The sequence below is a fragment of the Streptomyces sp. CG 926 genome (genome assembly GCF_003148825.1).
In the GTDB taxonomy this organism is placed as follows: Bacteria; Actinomycetota; Actinomycetes; order Streptomycetales; family Streptomycetaceae; genus Streptomyces.
In genome coordinates this window covers 35,732-51,717 of the sequence record NZ_QGGZ01000006.1, presented here as the reverse complement: position 1 = coordinate 51,717, position 15,986 = coordinate 35,732, and the positions used below count along the sequence as shown (strand labels likewise).

At 74.7% G+C, this 15,986-nt stretch carries 12 protein-coding genes and 1 pseudogene; 6 read left to right on the top strand and 7 right to left on the bottom strand.

All coding sequences use genetic code 11. The features are described 5' to 3' along the window. Positions 1-148 precede the first annotated feature (148 nt). Positions 149-679 carry a hypothetical protein gene (locus BCL76_RS17270; protein ID WP_146228394.1) on the top strand — a complete coding sequence of 177 codons (531 nt, stop codon included), beginning with the start codon at positions 149-151 and terminating at the stop codon, positions 677-679. On the opposite strand, the gene BCL76_RS17265 is transcribed toward BCL76_RS17270, so the two are convergent. Further along, on the bottom strand, positions 651-1,139 hold the full coding sequence (locus BCL76_RS17265) for an SRPBCC family protein (protein WP_109780390.1): 489 nt from the start codon (positions 1,137-1,139) through the stop codon (positions 651-653). The two genes, BCL76_RS17270 and BCL76_RS17265, sit on opposite strands and share 29 nt — an antisense overlap. A gap of 241 nt (positions 1,140-1,380) precedes the next feature. On the opposite strand from BCL76_RS17265, the gene BCL76_RS17260 reads away from it, so the two are divergent. Continuing rightward, on the top strand, positions 1,381-3,759 hold the full coding sequence (locus tag BCL76_RS17260; protein ID WP_258309763.1) for a hypothetical protein: 2,379 nt from the start codon (positions 1,381-1,383) through the stop codon (positions 3,757-3,759). Here BCL76_RS17260 and BCL76_RS17255 read toward each other — a convergent pair. From BCL76_RS17255 to BCL76_RS17235, 5 genes are all read right to left on the bottom strand, one after another. Next, positions 3,701-6,172: a right-handed parallel beta-helix repeat-containing protein gene (locus BCL76_RS17255; protein WP_109780389.1), complete on the bottom strand. Its 2,472-nt coding sequence runs from the start codon at positions 6,170-6,172 to the stop codon at positions 3,701-3,703. The genes BCL76_RS17260 and BCL76_RS17255 overlap by 59 nt on opposite strands. 155 nt (positions 6,173-6,327) lie before the next feature. Next, positions 6,328-6,957: an Rv1733c family protein gene (locus BCL76_RS17250; protein WP_109780388.1), complete on the bottom strand. Its 630-nt coding sequence runs from the start codon at positions 6,955-6,957 to the stop codon at positions 6,328-6,330. Positions 6,958-7,165: 208 nt separating this feature from the next. Next, on the bottom strand, positions 7,166-7,990 hold the full coding sequence (locus BCL76_RS17245; protein WP_109780387.1) for an MOSC domain-containing protein: 825 nt from the start codon (positions 7,988-7,990) through the stop codon (positions 7,166-7,168). Positions 7,991-8,036: 46 nt separating this feature from the next. Further along, positions 8,037-8,546, bottom strand: a complete 510-nt coding sequence (locus BCL76_RS17240) for a DUF6643 family protein (protein ID WP_030713698.1) — start codon at positions 8,544-8,546, stop codon at positions 8,037-8,039. 246 nt (positions 8,547-8,792) lie between these two features. Further along, complete coding sequence (locus BCL76_RS17235) at positions 8,793-9,971, bottom strand: glycosyltransferase (RefSeq protein ID WP_109780680.1); 1,179 nt, start codon at positions 9,969-9,971, stop codon at positions 8,793-8,795. A gap of 616 nt (positions 9,972-10,587) precedes the next feature. Here BCL76_RS17235 and BCL76_RS17230 point away from each other — a divergent pair. After that, positions 10,588-11,379, top strand: coding sequence for a glutamate racemase (locus BCL76_RS17230; protein ID WP_181382595.1), 792 nt, complete (start codon positions 10,588-10,590; stop codon positions 11,377-11,379). 144 nt (positions 11,380-11,523) lie between these two features. After that, entirely contained in the window at positions 11,524-13,140 is a 1,617-nt protein-coding gene (locus tag BCL76_RS17225) for an ABC-F family ATP-binding cassette domain-containing protein (RefSeq protein WP_109780386.1), read from the top strand. Here BCL76_RS17225 and BCL76_RS17220 read toward each other — a convergent pair. Further along, positions 13,110-13,426 (bottom strand): annotated as a pseudogene (locus BCL76_RS17220) (ADP-ribosylglycohydrolase family protein); the annotation flags it as partial. The gene BCL76_RS17225 and the pseudogene BCL76_RS17220 overlap by 31 nt on opposite strands. Before the next feature lie 286 nt (positions 13,427-13,712). Between BCL76_RS17220 and BCL76_RS17210 the strand changes: the two are divergent. Together BCL76_RS17210 and lnt are read left to right on the top strand one after the other, a co-directional pair. Then, positions 13,713-14,228, top strand: a complete 516-nt coding sequence (locus BCL76_RS17210) for a hypothetical protein (protein WP_109780384.1) — start codon at positions 13,713-13,715, stop codon at positions 14,226-14,228. Between the two features lie 105 nt (positions 14,229-14,333). After that, complete coding sequence (gene lnt, locus BCL76_RS17205; RefSeq protein WP_109780383.1) at positions 14,334-15,959, top strand: apolipoprotein N-acyltransferase; 1,626 nt, start codon at positions 14,334-14,336, stop codon at positions 15,957-15,959. Positions 15,960-15,986 lie beyond the last annotated feature (27 nt).

The window sequence follows — 15,986 nt, the reverse complement described above, 5'->3', positions numbered from 1 at the left end:
CCGGGCTTCCCACCTGGAGTGCCCGAGCTGCCTGAGCTCCGACTCGGTCCGTGCCGTTCCGGCCGTCTGCCTCGGCGGGGAGCGCCGGTTCCATCAGGAGACCCGTGACGGCGACCGGGGCACCGATGCCCGCGAGACCGTCCCTCGGTTGGCCGACGCACTGGCTCCGGCCCCGCCGCCCCCGGTGACCGCGGGCCGGACCGCGCTGGGCGTGCTGCTGGTCCTGGTGGCGATCGGTACGTTCATCGGCGGTGCGCTGGGTGGGCACTGGTTCGCCGACGCGCCCGAGGCCGAGCAGGCCGGATGGCCGGGCGGGGGCTGGAGCGGCAGCTCCCCGTCCGCTCCGCCCGAGACCGGGGCGGAGCTGCTGTTCCTGGCCTGGATCTCGGCGTTCGCCCTGCTGGGAGCGGCCCTGCTGATCGTCACCTCCGTACGGACCCAGCGGGCGTTCCGGGCGCGGATCGCAGCCGGTCGCGACGCCGCCGAGGAGGTCTGGTCCCGGGGCTGGTGCTGCGAGCGCTGCGCGGTGGTCCACTGCGCCGACGGGCCGGGGATGACCCTGCAGGAGTTCCGCAGGGCCGTCTGGGGCGCGGGCGGCTACGGAGAACTCGCCGAGGTGTACCGCGTGTCCGGCACGATGACCGCCCCGGCTACTGATCCGCCCCGCTCCGGGAGCTGAGTCTCCGGTCCAGGCTGCGGACCGCCGTGCGGAAGGAGTGGCCCAGGCCCGGGCGGGCGGCGGTCAGGCCCAGGCGGAACAGGGTCGGCCCGTCCGCCGCGAAGGTCCAGCGGACGTGCGTGCCGGTACCGGCCGGGGTCAGCCGCCACTCCTCCAACAGGGCCTGCATCCCGGGCGCGTTGGTGGTGTCGACCCGGTAGGCGTAACGCCGCTCGGGATCGGCGGCCATGACGGTCTCCTGGAAGCGCACCCCACCCCTCAGCCTGACCTCGCGGCCAGCGCCCCCGTGCGTGGGGCGGGCCGACGTCACCGCCCCGAACCAGTCCGCCCAGCCCTCCACTTCCTCGGCGAGCGCCTGGTACACGGCCTCGGGCGGTGCCACGGTGTCGGTGGCGAAGACCAGCCGTACCGGCGCGTCCTCGATGAAGTCGAGCCCCACCGGGCGGAGTCGGCGAGCCATGGGCGGTACCCCCTGGGGTGAGGTGCTGAACGGGCGTGCGCGCCACCATAGCCCCGCATCCGCGAGAAGTCCGTAGTGATCTCGACCGAACCTGAGCGATCCCGTCCGACGCCTTCCGACCTCGCCCGACCTCGTCCGACCCCGTCCGATCCGTGTCGATCCCCGCGTGGGACCTGGGCAGCGGCCCCCGCGCGCGAGATGCTGGAGTCGCGTGGATCCCGCCCCGCGAGCGGAGGCCGCTGTGCCCGACCCTGCACCCGACACGACGTCAGGTACCCCCCTCGCCCTCGAACTCCTGGTCCACGGAGTCGCCGGCGCCGCCCCCGGCGAGCTGCTCGGCGACCCGCGCACCGTCCGGGTCACCGGCGACTCCACCGCCGCCGTCTTCCGTCGTACCGAGGACGCCGACGCCGAGGCCCACCCCGAGCGGTACGCCGGGCGCCCCGTCCCCGAGGCCTACTGCTGGTCCCGGCTCACCTCCGGCAACGGCGCCCGAGCCCTGTGGCTGCTGCTCCTGCCCTTCATGGTGGCCAACCTCGCCCACTGGGCTCGGCCGGCCACGCCCGCCGCCGACCCCGCGCCGCGCGCCGTGCGCACGTACGGGGTCCTCGTACGGATCCTCGCCCTCAGCCTGACCGTGCTGCTGATCGCCGCCGCCTGCGAGGTCGCGCTCGACCTCCTCGCCTGGCAATGCGCGGGCTCCGGGACCTGCGCCGGCTCCCGGTACCGCTCCTGGCTGGGCTTCCTCGCGCCCGGCGGCGGCTGGTGGGCCCAGCCCGGGCGGCGCCTCGCCCTCGGGGCCCTGGTCCCCACCGCGTTGACCGGGCTGCTCTGGTACCTGTCGAACCGCACCTGGAGCGCCTACGAGTCCCAGCCCCCGCCCGCCGGCGCCGCCGACCCGGACACCGCCTCGGATCCCGTGCCCGCGCTCGGGCGCCCCGGGTTCTGGTACGGCCGCCGGCTCGTCGCCCGGCTGCGTGCCGCGCACACCGCCGCCGGGCTGCTCACCGTGGCGGTGGCGGTCTCCGTGCCGACCGCCCGCCACGACCGCCGGTCCGGCGCCCCCGTCCTCGCGGCCTTCGGCACGCTCACCCAGGTCCTGCTCGCCGCCGGGGCCCTCGCCGTGGCCTCGGTCGTCTGCCGGCGCGGCCGCACCGAGGCCCGGCCCGACCACCGGCTCGACCGGGCAGCCGTCACCCTGCTGCCCGGCGCCTCCGTCGCCCTGCTCGTCGTCGTCCTCGTGCACGCCTGCTGGTCGCGCCCCGACTGGACCGCCACCGGACGGCTCCCCGGGGACCTGACCTTCGGCGTCCTGATGCTGGGTCAGGGGCTCTGCGTGCTCGCCCTGGCCGCCGTCGCCCGGTACCTGCACCGCAGGGCACCCGACCCGGCGGCCGCTCTGCGCGGCCTGGGTGGACCCGCCGTCGCCATGCTCGGCTGCGCGCTCGGCGGGGTGATGTCCGGCGGGGTCGCCCAGCGCGTCGCCGACTGGCTGGACGGGGGAGCCACGCCCGGAATGCCCGGCGCCGCGCTGCCCGGGCCGCCCGTACTGCTGTCCTGGCAGGCCGCCGTGCTGCCCCCGCTGCTCCTCGTACTGGCCCTGCTCGCGGTCCGGTTCGCGGTACGCGGGGCTCGGGCGCGGGGTCGGCTCGCCGCCACCGTGGCCGCCGAGTACCCGGGGGAGACGCCGGACCTGGCCCGTAGCCGCCGGATCGCCGGGGCGCGGACCGCGGCCGCGCTGACCGACTCCGCGCCCTGGTTCGTCGCGGCCGTCTCCGGGATCACCCTGGTACTCGGCGCGGGCGCGTTGGCCGGGGCTTGGTTCACCGGGAAGGTCCCGGGCGAGGCGGCCCGTGGGACCCTGCCGGTCCTGGAGGCCGCCGCCCGCGCCGCCCAGGACGCCGGGTCCTGGCTCATCGGCCTGGGCATCGCCGCCTTCATCGCCTGGGGCCGCCGTGCCTACCGGGACCCCGCCGCGCGCCGGACCATAGGGATCCTGTGGGACGTCGGCACCTTCTGGCCGCGCGCCGCGCACCCCTTCGCACCGCCCTGCTACGCCGAGCGGGCCGTCCCCGACCTGACCTGGCGGATGGCCGGTTGGACCGGCCGCACCGGCGGCCGCATGGTCATCTCGGGCCACTCCCAGGGCAGCGTGCTGGCCGCGGCGGCCGTCTGGCAACTGCCGCCGGCCGCCCGTCGCCGGGTGGCCCTGCTCACCTACGGATCCCCGCTCGCCCGTCTCTACGGTCGCTGGTTCCCCGCCTACTTCGGCCCCGAGCCGCTCACCGCCCTGCACCGCGAGGTCGACTGCTGGCGCAACCTCTGGCGGGCCACCGACCCCATCGGCGGCCCGGCGCTGCCCGGCGCCGAGCCCGGCGTGGACCGTGGCCCGCTCGCCGACCCGCTCGCCTACGGGCGCACCGCCCGCCATCCGCTGCCCGCCCCGATCCTGGGCCACGGCGACTACCAGGCCGATCCGGCCTTCGCCGCCGAACGCGACGCCCTGCTCGCCCGCCTGGACGCCGCGGCACGGGCCGACCTACCGGGTCAGCGGCTCCCGGTCAGCAAGGAGCGGGCAGGGCCGGCAGCGCCGGCAGATCCGCCGGGAACAACAGGGTGAGCTCGTCCGTACTGGGCTCCGCGAGCTGGGCCACCCGGCCCGCGTGCCGCTCGACCATCGACTCGAAGGTCTGGCGGGCCGTGCGGCCGTTGCCGAAGGCCGGGCCCTTGGGCAGCTCCGCGAAGTACGTCAGCAACGCCTGCGACGTACCCTCCCCGAGCCGGTACTCGTGCTCCTCCGCCTGCTGCTCCACGATCCGCAGCAGCTCCTCGGGGCCGTAGTCGCCGAAGGTGATCGTCCGGGAGAACCGCGAGGCCACTCCCGGATTCACCGTCAGGAAGCGCTCCATCTCCGCCGTGTACCCGGCGACGATCACGACCACCGCGTCCCGGTGGTCCTCCATCAGCTTCACCAGCGTGTCGATCGCCTCGCGCCCGAAGTCCCGGCCCGAGTCCTCCGGCGCCAGCGCGTACGCCTCGTCGATGAACAGCACCCCGCCGCGCGCCCGCTCGAACGCCTCCTGGGTACGGATCGCCGTGGAGCCGATGTGCTCGCCGACCAGGTCCACCCGGGACACCTCGACCAGGTGCCCGCTCTCCAGCACCCCGAGCGAGGCCAGGATCTCCCCGTACAGCCGGGCCACCGTGGTCTTGCCGGTGCCGGGGGAGCCGGTGAAGACCAGGTGCCGGCGCACCGAGGCGGCCTTCAGGCCCGCCTGTTGCCGCCGCCGGCCGACCTCGATCATGTCGGTGAGCGCCCGTACCTCGCGTTTCACGCTGTCCAGGCCCACCAGCGCGTCGAGCCGACCCAGCATCTCGCCGGAAGCCGGCGCGGCGGCGGCCGGACCGTCCTCGGCCCCGTCCGCCGGCCGTGGCACGGTGGGCGGGGGCGGCGACGCCGGCGCCGGCCGCGCCACGGGCCCCTGTGTCCCGGTGGCCGTACGGATGCCCGGCCGCGCCTCGCCGGGTGCGCCACCCGGGACGGACCGGTCCGTGAGACGCGCGCCGGACTCGTCGCCGGTGCACTCCGCGACGGTCGGCCCGTCCTCCGCGAACTCGTAGCCCCCGCGGGCGCAGCGCTCGGTGTGGCACCGTGTCAGCGTGGTGCGGCAGCCGTCCATGACGTGGAAACCGAAGCCGGAACTGCCGGTCACCCGGCAGGCGGTGAAGGTGCCCCGGCCGCCCGCCGACACGTAGAAGCCGGCCTCGGCGGGGGAGGTGACGGTGCACCGCTCCAGGGTGGGGTCGGCGCCCTTGGTGACGATCACGCCGGTCTGTACGGCGTCGATGGTGCAGCCGGCGAGCGTGCCGCCGCTGCCGTGGTCGCGGAACCAGGCCCCGGTCGCCGCCTCCCGGATCCGGCAGTCGTCGAGCTGGGCGGTGGCCCCGTCGCTCACGGACACGGCGGTGTTGCGCACCTGGGACAGATCGCTGTCGACGACGTCGACGCGCGATCCGCGGTCGAGTACGAACAGCGCGTCCGGCACGTCGTGCACCCGGCAGGAGTCGAGGGAGACCGTGGCACCGTCACTGATCCACACCGCGGGATAGTCACCCGTGCTGTCGTGGATCTCGCAGGACTCGGCGTCCACCCGGGTGCCCGGGTCCCACACGGACAGGCCGTTGCGGCCGAACCGGCGCACGGTGGTGCGGCTGAGGGTGAGGACCGAACGGGACCGCAGATCGACCGCGTTCTCCGGGATGTCGTGGATGTCGCAGCCGGTCAGGGTGAGCACCGCGTCGGTGTCGAGCGTGACCCCGTCGGCCGAGGTGCGGTGCACCGAGCAGTCCGTGAGGCGGGCCGTGGCGCGCGCGGCGATCTGCACCCCGGCGCCCTTGACCTCGTACACCTCGCAGCCCAGGGCCTCCAGCCCCGAGCCCTCGCCGGTGATCCCGATACCCGCGCCCGTGGCGTGGTGGACGCGGCAGCGTTCCAGCCGGGGCCGGCCACCGCCGCGCACCGAGATGCCGTTCTGCCCGGCGGCCACGACCTCGCACTCCTCGAACACCCCGCCGCCGCCGTCCAGTACGGCGATGCCGACACCGGCCGGATTCTCCACCGTGCACCGTCGCACCAGCGGCCGGGCTCCGGAGCCTCGTACCTCGATACCGGCGGCGGAGTGGGTGCTCACCCGCAGATCCGTGAGCTCGGGGCAGCCGTCCTCCACCAGCAGCGCGGGCGCCGCCCGGTCCTGGCCCTCCAGATACAGATCCTGGACGACGGCCGAGGCGCGCACGGTCAGCGCGACCCCGTCGACCGGGGCGATCCGCACCGACCCCCCACCGCCCTCGGGTCCGCGCAGGGTGACGGCATGGTCCAGCACCAGGTTCTCGCGGTAGGTCCCGGGGGCGATGGTCAGCACGTCCCCGTCGCCCGCCACGGCGAGCGCGGCGGTCAACGTCGGATACTCACCGGAGCGGCGTCGCCACCGCGAAGTCCCGCCGTGCGTCACCTGGACCGTGCCCTGAACCATGGTGCTGTCGTGCCCCCACCCTCGTACTCGCGCTGCCGATACGACCGATGCCACTGACGTCCGAAGTCACCGCAGCCACCGGAGCCACCGCAGTCGCTGGAGCGACCCGTCCGGCGGCTCCACCGTAGCGCGCGCGGAGCCGATGAGCTGCCAGGTCAGCTGCCCGCGCCCGCTCGACCCCAGTCCGGCCCCGCCGCCGCCCAGGCCCGGTCCAGACGTATGTACCGCCGATGCATGAGCCGTCGTACGACCAGCCGCCGGACCGTCTCCACCAGAGTGGCCACGCAGATGGCGGCGGCCAGCCCCGCCATCCCCGCGTGGAACACGGCCGCGGACGGGTCCAGCGGTTGCCCCACGACCTTGCCGCGCGCGTCGGTCCAGATCCGGAACCGCTCGCCGGGATGCGGCGGCTCCTCGGCGGCCGGCACCGTGCCCTGGTGGCTGCTGCCGTCCGGGGCGGTCCACGAGGCCACGATCTGGGTCCGGTGCGGGGTCGTCCGCTGCGCCGACGTGTCGGCACTCGCGCTCGCCGACGCCTGCGCGGCCGTCCCCGACTCCGAGGCGGGCCGCAGGACCACCGCCGGGACGAGATGGCGCTCCTGCCGCTGCTCGTGCGCCGCCTGCTGGAGCGTACCGTCCACCTGCAGGCCCGCGACCCAGCCGATGGTCGGAGCCACCACCAGGACACACACCAGCGCGGCGAACGCCACCCACGCCTCGAAAAGATCGGTCGGCCGGCGCAGCGGATTGCGCCGCCAACGCCACACACCCATTGCTGTCCGCACGGTCCGGCTCCCCCAACCTGTGCCAGTCTCCGCCTGTCTGCGCCTCTGTCCTGACTGCTCCAACGGCTTGGTCGTGCCAGTTGGTTCCAGTCCGGGCGCCGAGCCCCTCGAAGGTGTCAATCCGGTCGTCCGGTCGCCGGTCCGCGACCACCCTTCCGACACCTTCCCTCACTTCTGTCCCCCCTGTAGCGGGCGGGTACCGCACGCGTCAGAGGAGGACCCGCACCTCGTCGCCGACACGCACCGTGCCGACGCGCACCGGTACCAGCATCCGGCCGAAGGCCAACGATCGACCGATCCGCCGATGCTTGGCCAGGGTCTTGAGCGGTTCCTTGCCCCGCTCCGCCGTCTCCTGGTCGGTGGTGGTCACCACGCACCGGCCGCATTCGCGCACGCCGCGGAAGACGGCGTCGCCGATCGCGATGCGGAGCCAACCGTCCTCCGCCCACGCCTCGGCCCCGGAAACCACCACATTGGGGCGGAAACGGTTCATCGGCAGCGGACCCTCCTCAGGATGGTCCCCCTGCGCGATCAGCGAGTTGAGCGCGTCCAGCGAGGCGAGCGTGGTGATGAGCAGCGGATAGCCGTCGGCCAGGCTCACGGTCTCGCCCGGCAGGGCGTAGTCCGGATCCACGGGACGGCGTACCGCCGGATCATCCATGTGCACCAGCCGTACCGGCTCCCCGAGGTACGTGCTGAACCAGTCGGCCGCGGTGGTCGCCGCGGCCACGGTCTCGACCTTCTTCCCGAACAGCATCGCCGGCTCCAGCGGACCCGGCTCGGGCACCTCCACGAACAGCTCCGCCATACCCGGGGCCGTCACGGCGATCCGGCCACCACCCGCGGGACGGGCCGCGGCCAGGGCCAGCCGCGGATGGCGGCGCTGGGTGATGACCGTGCCCTCAGGATCGATCAGCGCCCAACGTCGGTCCCCGGACAGACCCCAGGGCTCCACGGCCACCTCGTCGGGAGCGGTCCCCGCTACCGATTTGACGGGATGGATATGGAGCGCCTGCACGTGCATGTTCGACATAGGGGCATACTGCCGGCCCCTCCGTGACCCGCGCCTCGGCGCCCCGTCAGTAGCCGCGCCCCTGGTAGGGGCGGCCGTACGGGTCCTCGTAGGAGGCGGCCGGCACCGGTGCGGGCACCTGCATCGGACGCGGCGCGGCCGGACGCATCGCCTCGTACCCGGTGGCCATGGCGACCGGGCGGGGCTGCTGCGGCTGGGGCTGCGGCATGTATCCGCCGCGGGCCGCCATCGGCTGCTGCTGCGGGATGTACGGGGCCGGGGCCTGCTGCAGCGGCATCGGTTGCGGGGCCGACTGCTGCTGGTACGGGTATCCGTACCCCGAGGTCTGTTGCTGCTGGGGCTGGGCCGGCGGCAGCGCGGGCATCGACGACGCGAGAGCCGGCAGGTACCCGCCGCTCGAGTATCCGGCGCTCGGGGACTCGTAGGCGGCCGGGACGCGGATCGGGGCGATCTGCGGGGTGCCGCGTTCGGCGACGAGGGAGTCGTAGATGGGGGTGTCCGGGAAGGAGGGCGCGGAGTAGTAACCGCCGCCATAAGTGGAGCGGGGGGAGGTCATGGGACCTAAGTTAAGCCCACGACTTCACCGGGTCCATAGCGAGGTGTCGTCAACCCCGCCCTGACCTGCATATTCGCAGGTCAGGGCCTCACCTTTCACTTGACGTTCACGTGCACGATTCGCCACTTCCGCCCCATCTTGTTCGTACTCGTGCTAGCCGGGCGGGTGTTGCGGCGACTTCGTGCTGACGCAGCGTCACAACGCCATGACCTCGGATGACTCCGTTTCGTGCGGCAGTTCACGGTTTCAGGCGTCGCTGGGCCGGGCATAGGTACGGCCCTTCCAGGCCGCCCCGCGTCCCCGGTAGTGCTGCACGGCCGAGTCCACGGTCATCAGGAGGTACAGCAGCGCGGTGAACGGAAGCAGCGGTGCGAGCACGACCGACTGGCGGTAGTACCGGAGCATCGGCAGGTAGGTGCCGGCCATCAGCAGCCACGCCAGGCCGCCCGCCCAGGCGACGGCCGGATGCCCGGTCGCGAGCCCGGCCAGGAGGGCGGCCGGGGGTACGAGGTAGACGAGCGCCAGCCCGGCCACCGTCCCGGCCAGCAGCAGGGGCTGGTGGCGCAGTTGCGCGTAGGCGCTGCGCGAGACCATCCGCCACAGGTCCGCGAGCGCGGGGTACGGGCGCACGCTGTCGACCCGCTCCGCGAGCCCCAGCCAGATCCGGCCGCCGGAACGCTGCACCGCGCGGGCGAGCGAGACGTCGTCGATCACCGCCTGGCGGATCCGGTCGGGGACCCCGGCCCGCACGGCGGCGGTGGTGCGCAGCAGTACGCAGCCGCCGGCGGCCGCCGCCGTCCGGGCGGAGGGCCGGTTGATCCGGCGGAAGGGGTAGAGCTGGGCGAAGAAGTACACGAAGGCCGGTACGACGAGTCGCTCCCACACGCCGACCACCCGCAGGCGGGCCATTTGGGAGACGAGGTCGAGGTCGGCGGAGGTCGCGGCGGCGACCAATTCGCGCAGACTGTCTGGTTCATGTGCGATGTCGGCGTCGGTGAGGAGGAGGAAGTCGGGCTCGGCGGAGTGCGCGGTGCGGGCGATCGCGATGCCGTGCCGGAGGGCCCAGAGTTTGCCGGTCCAGCCGGGGGCGGGGTCGCCGGGGGAGACGACGGTGAGCGGGAGTCCGGGGTGCTCCCGGGCGAGCCGGCGGGCGAGTTCGCCCGTGCCGTCGGTGCTGCCGTCGTCGACGAGGATCACCTCGGCCTCGCCGGGGTAGTCCTGGGCGATCAGCGAGGGCAGGCTGCGCGGCAGCACCTCGGCCTCGTCCCGGGCGGGGACGACGATCGCGACGGACGGCCAGTGGGCGGGGGCCGTGCGCGGCGGGAGGCGGACGTCGGTCCGCCAGAACATGCCTTGGGCGAGGGTGAGCCAGAGCCAGGCGGCGAGGGAGGCGTAGGCCGCGCAGGCGGCGGTGAGGAGGCCCATGGCGGCAGTGTGCCGCGCCTCGGCGGGTGTGTCGCGCATCCCGACGGCCCCGGGTGCGGCGCCCTCCCGGCGGCGGTCGCCCGACTCGGTCGGGACGGTGTGCCGGTGTGCCGGTGTGCCGGTGTCCCGGGTGCTCGGCCGCACGGGCGCGGTGGCCCTCCGGGCTCGGTGCGGTGGGCTCCCGGCTCGGTGTGGGTCGTCTTCCGTGCGCGGTGTGGTGGCGTTCCGGGGTGGGTGGGGTGGGCTTCCGGTCCGGTGTGGGTCGTGTTCCGGGCTGGGTGGGATGGCGTTGCCGGCCAGGCGCGACCGGCTTCCGGCTCAGGAGCGACGGCGGTCGGGGGCGGGTGCGGCCGCTGCCCTCCGGGCGGGGTGCGATGGGCTCCCGGCTCGGTGTCGGCGGTGTTCCGCTCCCGGTGCGGTGGCGTTGCCGGCCAGGCGCGACCGCTGCCTTCCGGGCTCGGTGCGGTGGGCTTCCGGTTCGGTGTCGGCGGTCGGGAGTGGGTGTGCTCCGGCTGGGGTGCGCGGGCGTTGCCGGGGGCCCTGGGCGGGGTTCGGGGGTTCGCGGGTGTTGCGGTGGGAGAGCCTTGTCGGGGCGGGGGTCGATTAAGGTGGCCGGGTGAAGATCGCACTCATGGACTCCGGAATCGGCCTCCTCGCGGCGGCCGCGGCGGTGCGGCGGCTGCGGCCGGATGCCGACCTGGTCGTGTCCTCCGACCCGGACGGGATGCCCTGGGGCCCGCGCACCCCCGCCGACCTCACCGAGCGGGCGCTGGCCGTCGCCCGGGCCGCCGCCGCGCACGGTCCGGACGCGCTGATCGTCGCCTGCAACACCGCCAGCGTGCACGCCCTGGACGCCGTACGGGTCGAGCTGGAGCCTGCCATCCCGGTCATCGGGACCGTGCCGGCGATCAAGCCCGCCGCGGTCGCCGGCGGCCGAGTGGCGATCTGGGCCACCCCCGCCACCACCGGCAGCCCCTACCAGCGTGGGCTCATCCGTGACTTCGCCACCGGGGCCCGGGTCACCGAGGTGCCCTGCCCCGGGCTCGCCGATGCCGTGGAGTACGCCGACGACGACGCCGTGACGGCTGCCGTCGCCGCGGCCTCCGCGCTGACCCCGGTCGATGTCACCGACGTGGTGCTGGGCTGCACGCACTACGAACTGGTCGAGGGCTCCATCCGGGCCGCCCTCGCCGCGCGGACCCAGGGCGCGGAGCTGATCTACCACGGTTCCGCCGAGCCCGTCGCGGTCCAGGCGCTGCGCCGCTTGGGTCTGCGGCCCGAGCCCGGCCTGCCGCGCACCGGCGGGCTGGTCGTGCTGCGCAGCGGTCGCGAGGGGGCCCTGCCCGCCGCCGCGCTCGCGTATGCCGAAGGCCGGCTGCTCGCGGGTGAGGGCGCGCCCGTCGGCTGACCGGGCTCGGCCTCCTCCCACCTGCTCCGGCGCCCCACCCCCGGCGAGACGAAACGTCTTGCATGCGATGCGGTTCTGCCTTACGGTTGCCGATGTAGCGAGACGAAACGGTTCGTCTTGCACATCTCGAAAGGGGGATCGCCCTTGCGCGCTCCACTCGCCACCACCCAGATCGTCCTGTCCGAGGTCAGCAAGAGCTACGACACCCGCGTCGTCCTGGACCGCGTCAGCTGTACGGTCCGGCCCGGCGAGCGGGTCGGCGTCGTCGGCGACAACGGCTCCGGCAAGTCCACCCTGCTCCGGCTGCTCGCCGGACGGGAACGCCCCGACCACGGCGAGGTCGCCGTCACCGCCCCCGGCGGCCTCGGACACCTCGCGCAGACCCTCGACCTCCCGCCGACCGCCCGGGTCGGCGACGCCGTCGACCTCGCGCTCGCGGACCTACGCGCCCTGGAGGGCCGGATCCGCGCCGCGGAATGCCGGCTCCACCGGGCCGACCCCGAGGAACTGCTCGCGTACGGAGACCTCCTGGCCGCCTACGAGGCGCGCGGCGGCCGCGATGCGCGGCGACGCGTCGCGGCCACCCTGCGCCGCCTCGGCGAACGCGCCGAGCTCGACCCGGACCGTCCGCTCGGCACCCTTTCCGGCGGTCAGCGCTCCCGCCTCGCGCTCGCGGCGACCCTCGCCGCCGAACCGGAACTGTTGCTGCTCGACGAGCCCACCAACGACCTCGACGACGAGGCGGTCGCCTGGCTGGAGGACCATCTGCTCGCCCACCGCGGCACCGTCATCGCCGTCACCCACGACCGGCTCTTCCTCGACCGCGTCACGACCGCCGTCCTCGAAGTGGACCAGGACCGCCGGACGGTACGCCGCTACGGCAACGGCTACGCGGGCTACCGCACCGGCCGCGCCGCCGAACGGGCCCGCCAGGAGCGGGATTACGAGGAGTGGCGCGAGGAGGTGCGGGACGCCGAGCGGCTCGCCGACACCAACATCGGTCGGTTCGCCGCGATCCCGCGGAAGCTGCCGCGCGGCTTCAGCGGAGCCGGCGCCTTCCGGGCGCGGTCCCGCACCCATGGCGCCGCGAGCCGCGTCCGTGCCGCCCGCGAACGGCTGCGCCGGCTGACCGAACACCCGGTCCCGTCGCCCCCGCGCCCGCTCGTCTTCACCGGGCACTTCGCCGAGGGTTCGGCGGGAGCGGGAGTGGTGGAGATCGCCGACGCCGCCCTACCGGGACGGCTCGCGCCCCTCTCGCTCACGCTGGCGCCGGGGGAGCGGCTGCTGGTGACGGGGCCCAACGGCGTCGGGAAGTCGACCCTGTTGCACCTGCTCGCGGGTCGACTCGAGCCCGCGCGGGGCAGCGTACGGACTCCGCCGCGGGTCGGGCTGCTCCGGCAGGACGATCCGTGGCAGCGTGAACCACGTTCCGTCGTCGAGGTGTTCGGCCAGGAGTACGCCGACCGGGTGGCGGGTCACGGACTGCTCGCCCCGGCCGACCTCACCCGGCCCGTACGCGCCCTCTCCGCCGGGCAGCGCCGAAAGCTGGAGCTGGCCCGGCTGGTGGCGCGGCCCCTCGACCTGCTCCTGCTGGACGAGCCGACGAACCACCTGGCCCCGGCCGTGGTGGAGGAACTGGAGGCGGCCCTGGCCCACTTCGGCGGCACCCTGGTGCTGGTCACGCACGACCGGCGGCTGCGCTCGGCCTTCCCCGGACGGCGCCTGGAACTTCAGCGGGAGCCGGCCGCCGCGAGCCGCTGAGCCAGACCGCGCAGGTCGTCCGCGTCCAGGACCCGGTCACCGAAGCCGGGCAGCGGCACGTGCAGCGTCGCCGTCCAGTGCTCCGGGACCGCCGCCCGGCCGTACCGGGCCCCGGCCAGGGTCCCCGTGACCGCGGCCACCGTGTCGGTGTCCCCGCCGAGGTCCACGGCGGCCCGGACGGCTTCGGCGAAGGTGGTGGTGGTCCGTAGGGCCCACACGGCCGAGCCCAGACACGGCCATACCGCCCGGTTTACTCGGTGGCCTGCGCCGGATGCCGTATCGGCGCGCTGCTCGCCGCGCTCGACGGCCTCGGCGGCGAGCGGATCGCGACGGCCGGCGCCACACCGACCCGGCCGTACTCACCGCCGGCCTGGTCGTCGGTGCCGACGGCATCCGTAGCGCTCCGCCGTAGCGCCCAGCGGGTCGCCTTCGCCTCGCGGAACCTGCACCGCTGCATGACCGGCCGGCACCCGGACCCTGCGCGACGCGCTCGTCCGCGGTGCGGGGGCCGCGGGGCACCGGGTGGGCGAGGGACGGTGGCGGGCAAGCGGAACGTGAGTACGCTGCTACTCATGACGGGTCACCCTCCGGGTCCGCTCTGGGCGGGCCGCGCCTCCAACCGCGTGCAGTGGCTGCTCGCCGCCATCGGTGCGGCCTGTCTCGCGCTCGGCATCGAGCTCGCCGTCGACTACGCCTGGACCGCCGGCATCATCCCGCTGCTCATGTCCGTGATCGGCTGCCTCGCCGTCGGGCTGCTCATCCTCTACGGCACCCTCGCCTTCGTGCACGTCGCGGTCACCGTCGACGCCGAGGCCATGGAGGTACGCTGCGGCCACATCGGGGTGCCCCGCCGCAGGATCCGGCTCACCGAGGTCACCTCCGCCGAGTTCGTGCCCAGCATCACCCCGCAGCAATGGGGAGGCTGGGGCCACCGCTGGCGCCCGGAGAAGGGCACCGCGATCATCGTCCGCCGCGGCGAGGGCGTGGCCCTCGTCCTCGTCGACGGCAAGCGGTTCACCGTCACCGTCGACGACGCCGAGAACGCCGTCCGCGTCATCCGCACCCACCTGCGCGCCCTCGCCCGGTAGATCCGGTAGATCCGGTAGACCCGGTAGGCCCGGTAGAGGGGTGTCCCGGCTAGCGCGGCCGGGCGCTTACCGGCCCGCGAGGCGCGGGGACGTACACTCCGCCAGATGAGCAGCAGTGTCACCCGCACCACCGGGAACGAGCCCTCGCAGTCCGCCGACGGGCCCCCGGCCGAGGCGGCCGCGCCCCCCGCGACCGCCCGGTCCGCCGCGAACCGGAGGGGGCTGTGGCTGCTGCGCGCCGTGCTCGCCACCCTCTCCGGCGTGCTGCTCTACCTCAGCTTCCCGCCCCGCCCGCTGTGGTGGCTGGCCCCCCTCGCGCTCGCCCTGCTCGCCGGCTGCCTCCACGGCCGCCGCGCCCGGGCCGGCTTCGGCCTCGGGCTCCTCGCCGGCCTCGGCTTCCTGCTGCCGCTCCTCGTCTGGACCGGTGAGGAGGTCGGCCCGGTGCCCTGGCTCGCGCTGAGCACCCTCGAAGCGCTCCTCATCGGCCTCACCGGCCTCGGGATCGCCCTGGTCAGCAGGCTCCCGGCCTGGCCGCTGTTCGCCGCCGCCGTCTGGGTCGCGGGCGAGGCCCTGCGGGCCCGGGCCCCCTTCGGCGGCTTCCCCTGGGGCAAGCTCGCCTTCGGTCAGGCCGACGGCGTCTTCACCCCGCTCGTCGCCCTCGGCGGTACACCGCTGCTCTCCTTCGGCGTCGCCCTCTGCGGATTCGGCCTCTACGAAGCCCTGCGCACCGCTCGTCGCCACCCCGGCCGCACCACCGCCGCGCTGACCGCGCTCACCGTCCTCGCCCCGATCGGCGTGGGCCTCGCCGCCCGCCCGCTGGTCTCCGACGCGGCCGAGGACGGTACCGCCGTGGTCGCCGTCATCCAGGGCAACGTGCCCCGCCTCGGGCTCGACTTCAACTCCCAGCGCAGGGCCGTCCTCGACAACCACGTCAAGCGCACCGTCCAGCTCGCCGAGGACGTCAAGGCCGGGCGCGCCCCGAAGCCCGACTTCGTCGTCTGGCCGGAGAACTCCTCCGACCTCGACCCGTACGCCGAGCCGGACGCCCACGACGTCATCGATCAGGCCGTCAAAGCCATCGGCGTGCCCGTCGCCATCGGCGCCGTGGTGGCCCCGGAGACGGGCCCGCTGCGCAACACGATGATCCTGTGGGACCCGGTCAAGGGCCCCACCGTGACCTACGACAAGCGCAAGATCCAGCCCTTCGGCGAGCGCATCCCGATGCGCTCCGTCGTCCGGCTCTTCAGCGCCGACGTGGACCGGGTGCGGCGCGACTTCGGTCCCGGCAAGGACCCCGGCGTCTTCGACATGGCAGGCAGCGGCGTCGGCATGGTCACCTGTTTCGAGGCCGCCTTCGACGACGCCGTCCGTTCCACCGTCCAGGCGGGCGCCCAGGTGATCGCCGTACCGAGCAACAACGCCACCTTCGGCCGGACCCAGATGACCTACCAGCAGCTCGCCATGGACCGGATCCGCGCCGTCGAGCACAGCCGGACCGTCCTCGTCCCCGTCACCAGCGGGGTCAGCGCGGTCATCCGCCCCGACGGGAAGATCGTCGCGCAGACCGAGATGTTCACCGCCGACGCGCTGGTCGCCGAGATCCCGCTGCGCTCCGGCCGTACCCCGGCCACGGTCGTCGGCCCGCTCCCGGAGTACGCGCTGCTCCTGCTGGCCGCGGGCGGCTTCGGGTGGATCCTGAACCGCCGGATCCGCTCGCGCCGCGCCGCCTGAGGCCGGATCGGGGTACGGGCCGTCGGC

What these genes read in the sequence shown, in the direction of transcription:
- BCL76_RS17255 (WP_109780389.1), bottom strand. Translation starts at nt 6,172, where the DNA reads ATGGTTCAGGGCACGGTCCAGGTGACGCACGGCGGGACTTCGCGGTGG.
- BCL76_RS17240 (WP_030713698.1), bottom strand. Translation starts at nt 8,546, where the DNA reads ATGACCTCCCCCCGCTCCACTTATGGCGGCGGTTACTACTCCGCGCCC.
- BCL76_RS17235 (WP_109780680.1), bottom strand. Translation starts at nt 9,971, where the DNA reads ATGGGCCTCCTCACCGCCGCCTGCGCGGCCTACGCCTCCCTCGCCGCC.
- BCL76_RS17265 (WP_109780390.1), bottom strand. Translation starts at nt 1,139, where the DNA reads ATGGCTCGCCGACTCCGCCCGGTGGGGCTCGACTTCATCGAGGACGCG.
- lnt (WP_109780383.1), top strand. Translation starts at nt 14,334, where the DNA reads ATGAGCAGCAGTGTCACCCGCACCACCGGGAACGAGCCCTCGCAGTCC.
- BCL76_RS17210 (WP_109780384.1), top strand. Translation starts at nt 13,713, where the DNA reads ATGACGGGTCACCCTCCGGGTCCGCTCTGGGCGGGCCGCGCCTCCAAC.
- BCL76_RS17245 (WP_109780387.1), bottom strand. Translation starts at nt 7,990, where the DNA reads ATGTCGAACATGCACGTGCAGGCGCTCCATATCCATCCCGTCAAATCG.